We start from the raw sequence: 12,617 nt of genomic DNA, 5'->3' as shown, positions 1-12,617 counted from the left end.
AAAGGCTCCTTTTTGGCTGATATTGCGTTCTTTGACGTTCTCATAAGAGCTGCGCGGCTGCGCCGGCGTTCCGGCCTTGCGGAGATCTTCGGCGCATCTGCCGCAAAGCGAAGGCTTCGGCCTTATTTGCCGGAAGCGTCCGTTCCCGAAGCCGCCGGAGCCGGCGTCTTCCCGTCCGCGTTCGGGCCGACTCGAGGACCGCTGCCGTCCGGACGAGGCGCGCCTTCCGGCGGAGCCGGCGGAAGATCGGATACGCGGTCGATCCGCTCCTCGGCGCGTTCGCGCGCTTCGGCGGCGCGCTCGTTATACTGCGTCTGCGTGATTTTGCCCGCCGACAGTTCTTCTTTGAGACGCGTCTCGTGGTTCGAGACCAGCGCGTCGATCAGCGCCTGCTTGCTCACGCCTTGCGCGGTCGCGATCGCGGCCAACGTTTGCCCCGCTTCCTGACGCGTTCTCAATTCGTCTTCCGTCAGCTTCAGCAGCGAAGCGATCGCTTCGCGTTCTTCTTTCGGTCCGATTCCCGGTCCCGGGCCTCCGGGAAGGCCTTTGCCGGGCCCTTTGTCCGAAGCGTCGAACGTTCGCTCCACTTCGTTTTGCGCGCGTTCTTTGTCTTTGGCCAAACGTTCGTCATACTGCGCCTGCGTGATTTTGCCTGCCGACAGTTCTTCTTTGAGATGCGTCTCGTGCTTCGAGACCAGCAGGTCGATCACCGACTGTTTGTCCACGCCTTGCGCGGTCGCGATCGCGGCCAAAGTCTCGCCGGCTTCTTGGCGCGTTCTGAGCTGATCTTCCGTCAACTTGAGCAGCGAAGCGATGTCGGCGCGTTCGGCGGCAGGACCGCCGTGCGGACCGCGGCCCAGCGGACCGGGCGAATCGGCTTTCGGCGGAGCGGCCGGAGTCGCTGCCGCAGAACCGGAAGCGGTCGGCGCCGTCTTGGCGGCACCGCCCGAGGTCGTGGTCGAATCTGCGGCGGAGTCCGCGTACATATGAGAGACGGCGGAAGTTCCTCCTGCCGCGAGAGCCAAAGCCAATACGCCGGTTGCGATTTTTCTGTTCATGATTATTCCTCCTTGTGGATCGTCCGATGCGCGAATCCCTCTGTTCGGATGCTTGAGACGATCTTTGCGGTCGTTTGCTTGCGTCATCTTGTCCGACGGGGTGACATGGACATCTTAGACGTCTTTTTTGTGAGAAACCTGAGGCCGGGCTGAATGTTTGCTGAAAGGTCGCCCGAATGATCAGAACGACAAAAAACCGACGCCCGAAGGCCTCGGTTTCGACGGTTGGAACGCCGATATTTATTTGCCCGTTTTCTCGAACACCCGAATCCGCGCTTCGATCTCGTCGCGAACGCGCTGGAAGGTTTCCCATTTTTCTTCATCCGTTCCTTCCGCTTTGGCCGGATCGTCGAAACCCCAATGTTCGCGGCGCACGGTCGGCGGCGTAACCGGGCACTTGTCCGCCGCGTCTCCGCACAGCGTCACCACGAAGTCGGCATGGTTCAGGATATGCGGATCGATCACGTCGGACGTTTGCCGCGAAATATCGATTCCCGCTTCCGCCATCGCTTTGACCGCTTTCGGGTTCAAACCGTGGGCTTCGATGCCGGCACTCTTGACCTCCCACTTGTCGCCCAGATACTTTTTCCCCCAAGCTTCGGCCATTTGACTGCGGCAGGAATTGCCGGTGCAGAGGAAATATAATGTTTTTTTGGACATGCGAAACGCTCCTTCACGTTCAAGATGAGAATAAGACCCCGTCGTAAAATCATTACATAAGCATATTCTTATATGTAAAATACGAATATCCCTCGCGGGATAACGTATCGGCAGATCGTTAACAGCAGCTTCCGGAATTCGGTCCGCAGACCGCTTCGAGCTTCGTTTTTCCCATCGCCCGCAGTAATTCGTTCGGATCGGGCAGAGCTTGCAGCAAAGCTTGAATATGCGGTTTATCGGCAATGTTCAGCGAATAGTAGACCCATTGTCCGCGCCGTTCTTCCCGAACGAGTCCGCCGGCTCTCATCTTGCGAATATGCTGACTGACGCCGGGTTGGGAAATGTCGAACACTTCCACGAACTCGCATACGCACCATTCGCGCCGCTGAAGCAGAGCCAACATGGTCAGACGCGTCCGATCTCCGAGCAGCTTGAGCTGTTCGGCCATTGTCTCGATCGATTCCATCCGGTTCTCCCTTCGTGAGCGTTTGGAAAAAGCGTACGATAAACCTCGGATATAAGCAAGCACTTATTTCTTTTTCAAAAACTTGCAATTTGCAAATAAATAGATTATAAAAAGGTTGTGAGGTGAACACATGAATCGAAATAAAAGAGAAGTTTTTCAAGTCATGACGCGCCGATTGGGCTTGCTGAACAAGACCTGCTGCACCATAGGCGGCCGCGACTTGTCGGCTGCGCAAAGCCATATTCTGTACGAGATCGATCGTTCGGCTCTTTCGTCCATGCAGCAGATCGCCGAGTCGCTCGGCACCGACATCACGACGTTCAGCCGGCAGATCCAAACGCTTGTCAAAATGGGGCTTGTCGAGAAATCGCAAGATGCTTCGGATCGGCGAGTGTTTGTGTTGGCGCTGACGGCAGAAGGTCATCGTGTCGCTTCTTCCATCGACCGTCAGATGAACAGCTACCTTGACGAAGTATTTGCTTATCTGACTCCGTTCGAGCAGGAAAGCATACTTCGAGCCGTCGGGCTGTTCAATGAAGCCATGTCCAGATCCGAACGCTGCTGCGCGCCGGTTCAAGACGAGAGCCTGTCAGCCAAAAAAGATTCGCGTCGAAAATAACTTGTTTTTTGCAATCTATTTTTCTTCATGAATCCTTATTAGGGAGATGAATCCGAATGGACTTAACCCGAGAAGAAGAAATTCGTCAAAATGTACGCGATCATTATCAGAAGATCGCCGTCGCTTCCTCTTCCTGCTGCTCAAGCTCTGCAAACGCGGTTCGGCAGGCCGATTTCGCTTCGGCACAGCTCGGCTATTCCGAAGAGGAACTGCGGAGCGTGCCTGAAGGTTCGAATCTCGGACTCGGCTGCGGGAATCCGCAGGCCATCGCGGCTCTTTCGCCGGGCGAAACCGTTCTGGATCTGGGCAGCGGCGCAGGATTCGATTGTTTTCTCGCCGGACGTCAGGTCGGAGAAGACGGTCGGGTCATCGGCGTGGAAATGACGCCGGATATGATCGCCAAAGCGCGCGGCAACGCACATCGATCGGGAATGTCCCATGTCGAGTTCCGATTGGGCGAAATCGAACATCTTCCGGCAGCCGACGCCAGCGTGGATGTTATGATGTCCAACTGCGTCGTCAATTTGTCTCCGGACAAGCCGCAGGTGTTTCGCGAAGCTTTCCGTGTACTGCGTTCCGGTGGTCGTTTGGCGATCTCCGACATCGTTACGACGGCCGAACTGCCTTCGGACATTAAGGGAGACTTAAAGGAACGCTATGCAGGCTGCATCTCCGGCGCCTCTTCGGTAGACGAATTGACAGCTATGCTCCAACAAAGCGGCTTCGTACAGATCTCAATCGAGCCGAAAGAACAGTCACGCAGCTTCATCCGGGATTGGCTGCCGGGCGCGCAAATCGACGATTATATTTGTTCGGCCGTCATTCAAGCCGTCAAACCCTAAGGAGGATAAGGATGAAGGACAATCTGACGGAGGCGGCTCGAGAGGCCTCATCGCTTGTAGTGCGGCCTGCCGAAACGCAGGATCTGGAAGCGATCCTTCGCGTTTATAATCAAGGAATCGAAGACCGGATAGCCACGTTGGAATCAGAAGCGAAAGATCCGGCTTACATGCAGAACTGGTGGCTGGAGCATCAAGGGCGCTATCCGATTCTGGTTGCCGAACAAGGCAGCGAGATTGTAGGATGGGCTGCGCTGAACCGCTATTCCCAGCGCTGCGCCTATGATCGCGTCGCAGATCTCTCTGTCTATGTTGCCCGCCCTGCCAGAGGCACGGGCGTAGGGAGTCGGTTGCTCCCGGAACTGGAACGTGCGGCCTGCGAGCACGGGTTCCATAAAATCGTTCTGCTGACCTTCGCCTTCAACGAAGCGGGACAGCGCTTATACCGGAAGGCCGGTTACCGGGAGGTCGGCATATTCGAGGAGCACGGCCTGCTCGACGGCCGCAAGATCGATGTGCGGATTATGGAAAAGCTGCTGAAGCCTCGATCAACGTAATCGGTACACGGAGGATCGGAAACGCGGGAACGGCAAGCCTAGCGGATAAAACAAAAAAAAGCGGGACGCTCGGCGCAGGTTGTGCGCGTAACGTCTCGCTTTTGCTCATGTCGTCGACCCGATCGTATTCGATTCGGTCTGCCCGGTAAAAACCGCGCCCACCCTTCTCCGCATTATTTCTCGAGCAGCCGGCAGCCGATCAGTCACCGCGGTTCCGTGGCTTCAAGCCCAATATTCGTCCGGCTTGTACGTGATCTCCGATCCGGCGCGAATCGTCAGCACGGACGAAGCTTCGTCGTAACTCACGTCGTTTTCGCCGACGTAGAACCAGTGCTTGACGGGCGGCAGGCCGGGCGGTTCCTCGAAATGGAATACGTTCAATTCGCGCTGCACGCCGAGGATCTCTTCGGCGAGCCAAGGCGAGATTCCCCGAACGGTCAATACGACGCCTCCGCCTTCGGGACGTTCCAATTCGTAGATCACGTCGTCGGCGCCGCTGTTGACGAACATGCGGCCCGTCACGGCATGTTTGACGAGAATGCGTTCATGGTCCTGCGTAGTCATCTTCGCTCCTCCTTATGCCCTTACGGCAGATCGATCAGCATATAGAATACCGGCGTCGCGGCTTGCAGCTCGAGTTCCGGCGCCTCGACGATCCGCGCCGTATCGCGTCGTCCGAGCTTCGCGGTCTCGCCCGCGCCCGATACTTCAAGTTCGCCTTCGATCACGAACAGGAAGACGCGGCGGTCTACGGCCTGCTTGAACGAGAGCCGCTGCCCCGCTTCGAGCCGGCTCAGATAGATCGTCAGATCTTGGCCCAGATCGGTCACGCCTTCCAGTCCTTGACCGGAAGCTACCGGAATCAATGCGCCGTCCAGCGCGGCCGTTTCGAATTCGCCCGTCGTGTACGACGGCTGCTTGCCCCGCTGATCCGGTTCGAACCAGAGCTGCAAGATATGCACGTCTTCTTCTTCCGACGGGTTATGCTCCGTATGAATGACGCCGGTTCCGGCGCTCATGCGCTGTACGCCGCCGAAGCCGGTCACGGCCACGTTGCCGAGACTGTCTTCGTGACGCAGGTTGCCCGAGAGGATCAGCGACACGATCTCCATATCGCTGTGCGGATGCGCGCCGAAGCCTTTGCCCGGCGCGATCACGTCGTCGTTGCAGACGCGCATCGGGCCGAACTTGACGTTCTCGGGATCGTAATACTCGGCGAAAGAGAAGCTGTGCCCGCCTTTGAGCCAGCCTTTATCGTATTCGAAACGCGAACTTGCCGGATAGACTTGAATCATGGTTGGCAAAGCCCCTTTCTGATTGTGGACATCGGAATTCGGATAGCGGACATCGGGGATCGAATAAGGTATCGCCAAACGATCGCGCCTACTCCGCTTCTCTTTCTATTATTACTTTTAATTTAAAATTTTCAATAGCAAAATAAAAATAAAGTTAGAAACTTTATTAAAAATAGCTCGATCGCGACATCGGATCGGCAGCATCGACCAAGCAGGAACGCCTGTTGAAGCTGCCGGAGCGTGTCGGCGCCGCGCCGCCGGATTTCCCTCGATGCTGACGGAAGAGCAAGACGCTCAGCGCCGAAATGCTGCCGTCCGGAATTCTAACGGAACCGCGAGGCGCTTAGAGCGGAAATATCGTCGTTCGCAATTTCTAACGGAACGAGATGACGCTTAGAGGGATCAAAAGCAGATTTCGAGCCAGTTTCGGCGCTTTTTCCGCTTCTAAGCGTCGCTGCGTTCCGTTAGAATTCGGCAGCCGGCGAAAAAGGCCTTCTAACGGATTGACGTTCCGTTAGCGTTCGGCGGCAGCGGAAGCAGGGCAAGCCGCCTTTTAACGGAACAAACTTCTGCCGGATTCCCCCGTCCACTGCCGCTCCGAACGCATGAGTTCGTCGCCGGACCCTCGAATGCCGCCCTCAAGGCCAGCCTGCTCCTAACGCCCGGCCGTTCTTAAGCGGCCGTTCCGGTCCCTAGTCCCTCAGAACCGGAAGATCTCGACCCCGTAAGGCTTCAATTCCAGCTCTCCGCCGCTATGCCGCCTGCCGCCGAGCAGGCCTTCGCCGCCGGCCGCTTCGGCGTAAGCGCCGCCGAGCCGGAACCTGCGCGTTTCGCGGCTCAGGTTCAGCACGAACAGATACGCGCCGCTCGCTCCGGCGCGGACCGACACCTGCACGCCGGCCGGCAGCCCTTCGGCGTGCGGCAGGCCGCGTTCCTGCGCGATGCGCAGCAGCAGCGCGCGCAGATACTCTTCCTCGGGATGCGTCCCGAGGTAATAGGTCTCCCCGTGCCCGAACGCGTGGCGCGTGACCGCCGCTTCGCCGGCGAAGAAGACCGGGCCGCCGTAGCGGGCCAGCACTTCCGTCCGGCCGCCCGGGGCCGGATCGAGAATATCGGCCCATTGGCTGCAAGCGTACTGCTCGCCGTCTTCCGCGTCGAGCCGGACCACGTCGCGGCCGAGCGGATCGTATTCCCGCACGGCGACGCCCGCGCAGTCGGCCAGCAGTCCCGGCAGCGGCTGCATGACGCAGACGTTGTTCAGGTTCTTGACCCCGGTGCGCGCCGTCAGCAGCAGCGTGCCGCCGTCGGCGGCGAAACGCGACAGCCGTTCGGCCGCTTCGTCGTCCAGCAGGTACAAATGCGGCGCGACGACGACGCGGTAGCCGTCCAGCGGCTGACGCCAGTCGATCACGTCGCAGCCGATCCCGAGCTTGGTCAGCGCCCGGTGATATTCTTTGAGATTCTCGTAGTAATCGAAATTGTCCGTCTGCTTCTGGATTCTAAGGGCTTCGAGCTGCTCGTGCGACATCAGAATCGCGACCTGCGCTTCCGGCGAGGTGCCTTCCAGCAGCGGAGCGAGCCGCCGAACTTCGCCGCTCGTCTCGGCGAATTCCGCCAAACGGCGGCCCGGCACGTTGCTGTGGTCGATCAAGCCGTGCCAGAACTGCTCCGCGCCGATATGAGCGCTTCGCCAGCGGAAATGCACGACCGTGTCCGCGCCGCGGGCGATCGCCTGCCAGACGTAAGCCCGGATATAACCGGGCTGCGGCATGCGCCACATCGGCATCCAAGCCCCCGGAGAGCCGCTGAGCTGCTCCATGATCCAGAAGTTCCGGCGTTTGACGCCGCGCGTCGCGTCGAGCGACAGCGCGCCGCTGTAAGGCGACGTCGCCGCTTTGTCCGGCGACGTGTTCGGATAGTAGTCGAAAGAAGCGAAGTCCAACGCTTCGCCGACTTTGTACAGATCCAGCCGCTGCGGATAGCTGTGGAAGTTATGCGTGACGAAATGATCCGGACAATGCGCGCGGATCGCGGCGATCTGCCCGTTCTGGAAATCCGCGACCGTTTCCCATTGGAAGCGCGCGAAGTCGAGCAGGAACGACGGGTTCTGATAAGGCGATCCGCCGAGCGGAGGCGTGACCTCGCTCCACTCCGAATATTCCCCGCTCCACACGACCGTGCCCCATTCGCGGTTCAGATTGTCCAGCGTGCCGTATTTGCGGTAGACCCAATCGCGGAAATCTTCGGCCGCCTGCGCGCTCTGGCTGTCGAGCATGCCGAATTCGTTGTCCGTCTGCCAGCCGACGACGGCCGGATGCTTCGCGTAACGTTCGGCCAGCCTGCCGATCAGCCGTTCGCCGTAATGACGCAGCGAACGGCTGTTGAAGCAGCGATGACCGCGCACGCCCGGTTGATATACGGCTCCGCTCGGCAGGATCGGCAGCACGTCGGGATGCTTGGCCGTCAGCCATCTCGGCGGCGTATGCGTCGGCGTGCCGATCACGACGTCGATGCCGTAACGGGCGAACAGATCCAGCGCCCGGTCGAGCCATCCGAACTCGAATTCGCCGTCGCGCGGTTCCATGCGGCTCCAAGCGAATTCGCCGACGCGAACGACCGCCACGCCCGAGCTTTTCATCAGCGCGATATCTTTTTCCCACATCTCTTCGTCCCAATGCTCCGGGTAATAATCGACGCCCATCCGGACGTTCTCGTACGACTTGTTTGGCTGCGGCTGTGTCATGATGTCGACCCCTCTCCCATTCGGTTCATGGCTTAAAGATTCGAGATTGCCGCATCGATCCCTTCCCCTGCCGCAAACGTTTTCCGTAAAACGCTTCGGAACCTGCTCCGTTCCATGCAGAAAAGGCAGCCCGTCGAGGCTGCCTTTTCTGTCTTCGTATGTTCGGCTCCCGCATTTCCCGAGCGCCGAAGCATCTCTCGATCGCCGTCGGCGCGGCGCCGGGAAGCCGCGGCTCGGGTCGAATCTTACGCGCGCAGCGTCCGGGAATCGACGACCCGATTGCGGCCGTCTTCTTTGGCTTGATACAAAGCGCGGTCGGCGAACTCGATCAATCGCTGCCGATCGAATCCGTCTTCCCATTCCGCGACTCCCAGACTCGCCGTCACCTTGTATTGGCGCGAAGGCGAGTTGGCTTCCAATTCGCCGCGGATTCGTTCGGCGATCGTTTTCGCTTCTTCCGTTCCCGTACGCGGCAGCAGCACGGCGAACTCTTCGCCTCCGAACCGCGCCGGAATATCTTCGGGCCTTACGCATTCCTCAAGCAGGGCAGCCAGATGCTTCAACACCAGATCGCCTTCCGAATGCCCCCAGGTATCGTTGAATAATTTGAAGCGGTCCACGTCCAGCAGGATCAAGCTGAACGGCTGCTTGTCCGGATCGGAATCGCGTTCTTGCGATAACATCAGATTCTCCAACGATTCTTCGAAATATCTCCGGTTCCAGATTCCCGTCAAGCCGTCATGATGCGCCATCGCCCGGATTCGCGTCGTCTCGGTCGCGTTATCCAGCGCGGTCACGATCATCGGAGCCAACAGTTCCAGCCGCTCTTTGTCCTGCTGCGAGAACGAATCCGCTTTTTCGGACATCAGATTGAGCACCCCGAAGATCCGGGCTTCTTTTCTCAAGATGATATGCATGGACGAGCGGATGCCGCTCTCGAAAAGCTGGTCGGTAATCGAACCTTTGGCCCGGTACTTCGACCAATCGGCATGAATCATCGAGAAGCCTCCGCGCAGCAGATCGTAAACGTCTTCCTCTTCTCCGCTCAGCGGCGTTTCCTGACGAGTGAACGCTCCTCGGTACAGCAGCGCCTTGATCGAAAATCCGCGGATTTCGTTCTGCGTGATGACCGATACCCGTTCGCATTCGACAAGCGAAGAAATCGACTCCAACGTGACTTGATAAGCTTCGTCCAAGCCGCGCGTTTGATTAAGCATATTGATCAAACGGTAGGTTTCTGTCAATACGTTTTTCTCGCGTTCCATCTCTTCGTGCATCAAACGGAAATTTTCCACCAAACGGCCGATCTCGTTGTCTTCGCGGTAAGCCGGAAGCTTGGAGCGGATATTGCCGGATTCGTAAGAAGCGACGGCACGGTCCAGCTGAATGATCGGCAGCGTGATGCGGGTAAGCCCTTTTTGAAGAAAATACAGCATGAAGAACTGCACCACGATAAAAACGCAGCCCACGGCAGCGAACAGATACGTCAGATTATGCAGCATCGTGGTCCGGCGCTCGTCGCGAAGCCGCTCGACGACCTTCAGCGCTTCGGCTTCTTCGGATCGGAATTCGTCGAACTGCCGCTTGCTTCGCAAAAGTTCCGTCTCCGTGATCGAACCGCCGGACATCACTTTGCGCACTTGAGCATCGCCGTATTCTATTTTCCAGTTCGACCCCATCTCGATCAGCGCTTTGATCTGGGTTCCGAAACCGGGATGCTCGTCGACCGTCGCGGCTCCGTCCAGAAGAATGGCGGACATTTCGGCGTACTTCTGCATACCGCGGTCGAACGGCTCCAGAAATTCGTTATTGCCGGTCAGCAGGTAGCCCCGCTGCCCGGTCTCCTGATCGACCAGAGCGTTCTCCAGCGACAGCAGTTGAATCCGCAGATCGGCGGCCTGCCGCACCTGCTGATAGTCCGTCTTCACGGTATGGACCAGATAGCCGAAGCCGAGCGAGACGTTCAATATAAAGACCAGCATAAACCAGATATTCATCTTGATCAGGCCGGAGCCGACGAACTTTCGGCCTCCGAGCAGATCGCTCAGCATTTTTCTCATTCGTTTTCCCTCGCTGTGTAAGTACTCGTTCCTTGCCCTGTCTCTTCATATATCTGTTTTTTCGGAAGCTTTATTTAGAGATGCGCGCGAAAAAGCCGCCGGAACCGAAATTCCGACGGCTTGAGTAAAGCTTGCTTCCCGAGCGGGAAGGAAATCGCGCAATGTTTATACGAGATTCCAGAACATGACCGTGTTGGCGACCGTCACCATCGTGAACAAGATCGTGTTCACGAAAGCCGGCAGCCAGACGTTGTTCGTTTTCTCGAACAGCTTGCGCGCATAGATCGCGGCGATGATCAGCACCGGTACGAGCGCGAACAACAGGATGCCGTTGAGCGCTTGGGCCGGGTACAGCGCGACGCCGCGAGCGAAGTCCAGACCGTACTGCGCGATCAGCCAGATGATCAGACCGCCCACGTTCAGGAAGATCGCGAGCCAGTAGCCGCCTTTGCGGGAACGCGTATCGGCGTTCAGCGCGACCGCGCTGACGAAGTAGTAGATCAGGAACAGCGGCATGTAGCGCAGCGCCGTTACGAAATGCTCCAACGTGAACGTGCGGACCGCGAACGTCCAGATCCGGAAGTCCGTGCCGAAGATCGCCTGCACCGCGAACAGCAGCAGGTAGCCGACGACGACGGCGATGACCGCCGTGCACAGGCTCGCGAGAATGGCGGAAGGCTTCAAGCTGATGCCGTAATCGGCGAAGCTTGCTCCCGAATGTTTCTTATTGAAGTAGTAGAACGCGAACGTGATGAACGCCGTGATCGAAGCGGACACGAGCGCCCAGTAGACGATCTGGTTGGTCGTCGGTTCGTTGAAGAACGGACTGAGCGGCGCGATGCCTTCCGCTTTGGCGAACAGCACCCACATGACCGCGGATACGACCGCCAGAATCAAGCCGCCGATTCCGACGTGGCGCATAGCCGGCGAGCTGCCGGAGCGCGCGAAGCCGATCACGGCCGCGACGACCGACAAAGCCAGCAGAACGATGGCGATGATCGTCAGCGTATGCAGACCGCCGGGCTGCTTGTCCATCAGGGTCGGGAACAGAATCGCCGGGATCAACGCGCTGAACACGACCGCGATCCAATAAGCGGCTTTCTGTCCGCCTCCGAGCGGCTTGGCGAGCGGAGCGGTGACGTTCGTCACGGCCTGCTTCAAGAACGGCAGACGAAGCAGCAGCGCCGACATCGGTACGATCAGCAGGAAGAAGCCGATCATGGCGACGAAGTTGAACGCTTCTTTGAGCCACCAGATCTGATTGCCGGAAGACAAATTGGCGTCGACTTGGCTAGGCGCCGTGACGCCTTGGAACGCATGAGTGTAGAAATCGATCAGGTAACCCGTCGTTTCCGGGGAGAAATGGTTCCACGGGTGCGTCTGGTTCGGCGTGTAGATGATCCGTTCGCCCGTCTGCGAAGGACGCACGACTTGATCTTTCACTTTCACTTCGCCGGAATCGACGGTGTAATATTTGCCCTGCTGCGCCTGTTCGGAGCTGTCCGCGCCGAGTCCGAGGAACGCGCGGCCCGACAGCGTTTTGGCGAAGTCTTTGTGCATGACCGTGCCGACGATCGCTTTTTCCGCGGCGGTCTTCTCTTCGTCCGATTTGTTGAAGAAAAATTCGTCGTAATGGCCCGCGACCATGCCGACCATGCGGCTGCCGTAAGCGGCCGTGAGTTGGTCCTGCGGCGCGACGGCCGCGGCGTACGAATAGTCGGAGCCGACCGAGATGCCGGTGTAGATCATCCGGTAACCGGCTTGAAGCGAGTTCATCTCGTCCATGTACATGGCGAGCAGCGTGGAGAAGCCGCCCATCGAGTGTCCGCTGACCGCGAGGTACGCGTTGCCTTTGTCGTCTTTTTTCGTGTACGGCTGTTGATACATGTATTTGGCCGCGTCGAATTGGGAGTAGATCCAGAACGTCGAGAACTGTTCGCCGACCTTGATATCGCCGTCCCAACGGGAATCGCCGTGGTCGTACATATCCAGCGCCAGAACGATGTAGCCGCGTCTCGACATCTCGATCGCCGGCGCGTCCTGCATTTCTTTGGTATTGAGATAACCGTGCGTGGTCACGATGACCGGGCGGGGATCTTCGGGGCCGGCGCCTTTCGGCATATAGAGCAGGCCGTGCAGCGTGCCGTGATCGGCTTTGAACGAAATTTCTTTGACGTTCACTTTGTAGAAAGAGGTATTGAACATGCCGGCCAGCAAACTGCCGACTACGATCAACACCAGGGACAGAGCCAGCAGGCCGGCCGGCTTCTTGAACAGGTTGGATAAGGTTTTCACGCTTGTGTCTCCCCGCGACGATGTC

11 protein-coding genes are annotated in these 12,617 nt (G+C 58.3%); 3 read left to right on the top strand and 8 right to left on the bottom strand.

All coding sequences use genetic code 11. The annotated features are described in order from the left end of the window. Nucleotides 1–122: 122 nt before the first annotated feature. From CDO73_RS10205 to CDO73_RS10195, 3 genes are all read right to left on the bottom strand, one after another. The gene (locus CDO73_RS10205; protein ID WP_088488417.1) at nt 123–1,058 is read right to left on the bottom strand and encodes a hypothetical protein; all 936 of its coding nucleotides are present in this window, start codon (nt 1,056–1,058) and stop codon (nt 123–125) included. Between the two features lie 240 nt (nt 1,059–1,298). Continuing rightward, nucleotides 1,299–1,718 carry an arsenate reductase (thioredoxin) gene (gene arsC, locus CDO73_RS10200; RefSeq protein ID WP_088488416.1) on the bottom strand — a complete coding sequence of 140 codons (420 nt, stop codon included), beginning with the start codon at nt 1,716–1,718 and terminating at the stop codon, nt 1,299–1,301. 118 nt (nt 1,719–1,836) lie between these two features. Then, a complete protein-coding gene (locus tag CDO73_RS10195) occupies nt 1,837–2,184 on the bottom strand; it encodes an ArsR/SmtB family transcription factor (protein ID WP_088488415.1) in 348 nt (115 codons plus the stop codon). 130 nt (nt 2,185–2,314) lie between these two features. Here CDO73_RS10195 and CDO73_RS10190 point away from each other — a divergent pair, with 130 nt between their 5' ends. Genes CDO73_RS10190 through CDO73_RS10180 form a run of 3 tightly spaced genes read left to right on the top strand, consistent with a single transcriptional unit; the run spans nt 2,315 to nt 4,199 of the window. Beyond that, the gene (locus CDO73_RS10190; protein ID WP_088488414.1) at nt 2,315–2,803 is read left to right on the top strand and encodes a MarR family winged helix-turn-helix transcriptional regulator; all 489 of its coding nucleotides are present in this window, start codon (nt 2,315–2,317) and stop codon (nt 2,801–2,803) included. A 56-nt stretch (nt 2,804–2,859) separates the two neighbouring features. Further along, a complete protein-coding gene (locus tag CDO73_RS10185; protein ID WP_088488413.1) occupies nt 2,860–3,645 on the top strand; it encodes an arsenite methyltransferase in 786 nt (261 codons plus the stop codon). 11 nt (nt 3,646–3,656) lie between these two features. After that, nucleotides 3,657–4,199, top strand: a complete 543-nt coding sequence (locus CDO73_RS10180) for an arsinothricin resistance N-acetyltransferase ArsN1 family A (protein ID WP_088488412.1) — start codon at nt 3,657–3,659, stop codon at nt 4,197–4,199. 222 nt (nt 4,200–4,421) lie between these two features. On the opposite strand, the gene CDO73_RS10175 is transcribed toward CDO73_RS10180, so the two are convergent. From CDO73_RS10175 to CDO73_RS10155, 5 genes are all read right to left on the bottom strand, one after another. Continuing rightward, on the bottom strand, nt 4,422–4,763 hold the full coding sequence (locus CDO73_RS10175) for a hypothetical protein (RefSeq protein WP_088488411.1): 342 nt from the start codon (nt 4,761–4,763) through the stop codon (nt 4,422–4,424). A 20-nt stretch (nt 4,764–4,783) separates the two neighbouring features. Further along, on the bottom strand, nt 4,784–5,494 hold the full coding sequence (locus CDO73_RS10170) for a pirin family protein (protein ID WP_088488410.1): 711 nt from the start codon (nt 5,492–5,494) through the stop codon (nt 4,784–4,786). A gap of 700 nt (nt 5,495–6,194) precedes the next feature. After that, complete coding sequence (locus CDO73_RS10165) at nt 6,195–8,237, bottom strand: beta-galactosidase (RefSeq protein WP_088488409.1); 2,043 nt, start codon at nt 8,235–8,237, stop codon at nt 6,195–6,197. A 245-nt stretch (nt 8,238–8,482) separates the two neighbouring features. Continuing rightward, nucleotides 8,483–10,297, bottom strand: coding sequence for a sensor domain-containing diguanylate cyclase (locus CDO73_RS10160; protein ID WP_256972644.1), 1,815 nt, complete (start codon nt 10,295–10,297; stop codon nt 8,483–8,485). Nucleotides 10,298–10,462: 165 nt separating this feature from the next. After that, entirely contained in the window at nt 10,463–12,592 is a 2,130-nt protein-coding gene (locus tag CDO73_RS10155) for an alpha/beta hydrolase family protein (protein WP_088488408.1), read from the bottom strand. Nucleotides 12,593–12,617 lie beyond the last annotated feature (25 nt).

Source organism: Saccharibacillus sp. O23, from assembly GCF_002205895.1.
In the GTDB taxonomy this organism is placed as follows: Bacteria; Bacillota; Bacilli; order Paenibacillales; family Paenibacillaceae; genus Saccharibacillus.
Note: the sequence above shows the minus strand (reverse complement) of the source record. Positions and strands in the feature narration are given on the sequence as shown.

What these genes read in the sequence shown, in the direction of transcription:
- CDO73_RS10175 (WP_088488411.1), bottom strand. Translation starts at nt 4,763, where the DNA reads ATGACTACGCAGGACCATGAACGCATTCTCGTCAAACATGCCGTGACG.
- CDO73_RS10180 (WP_088488412.1), top strand. Translation starts at nt 3,657, where the DNA reads ATGAAGGACAATCTGACGGAGGCGGCTCGAGAGGCCTCATCGCTTGTA.
- CDO73_RS10165 (WP_088488409.1), bottom strand. Translation starts at nt 8,237, where the DNA reads ATGACACAGCCGCAGCCAAACAAGTCGTACGAGAACGTCCGGATGGGC.
- CDO73_RS10170 (WP_088488410.1), bottom strand. Translation starts at nt 5,494, where the DNA reads ATGATTCAAGTCTATCCGGCAAGTTCGCGTTTCGAATACGATAAAGGC.
- CDO73_RS10190 (WP_088488414.1), top strand. Translation starts at nt 2,315, where the DNA reads ATGAATCGAAATAAAAGAGAAGTTTTTCAAGTCATGACGCGCCGATTG.
- arsC (WP_088488416.1), bottom strand. Translation starts at nt 1,718, where the DNA reads ATGTCCAAAAAAACATTATATTTCCTCTGCACCGGCAATTCCTGCCGC.
- CDO73_RS10195 (WP_088488415.1), bottom strand. Translation starts at nt 2,184, where the DNA reads ATGGAATCGATCGAGACAATGGCCGAACAGCTCAAGCTGCTCGGAGAT.
- CDO73_RS10205 (WP_088488417.1), bottom strand. Translation starts at nt 1,058, where the DNA reads ATGAACAGAAAAATCGCAACCGGCGTATTGGCTTTGGCTCTCGCGGCA.
- CDO73_RS10160 (WP_256972644.1), bottom strand. Translation starts at nt 10,297, where the DNA reads ATGAGAAAAATGCTGAGCGATCTGCTCGGAGGCCGAAAGTTCGTCGGC.
- CDO73_RS10185 (WP_088488413.1), top strand. Translation starts at nt 2,860, where the DNA reads ATGGACTTAACCCGAGAAGAAGAAATTCGTCAAAATGTACGCGATCAT.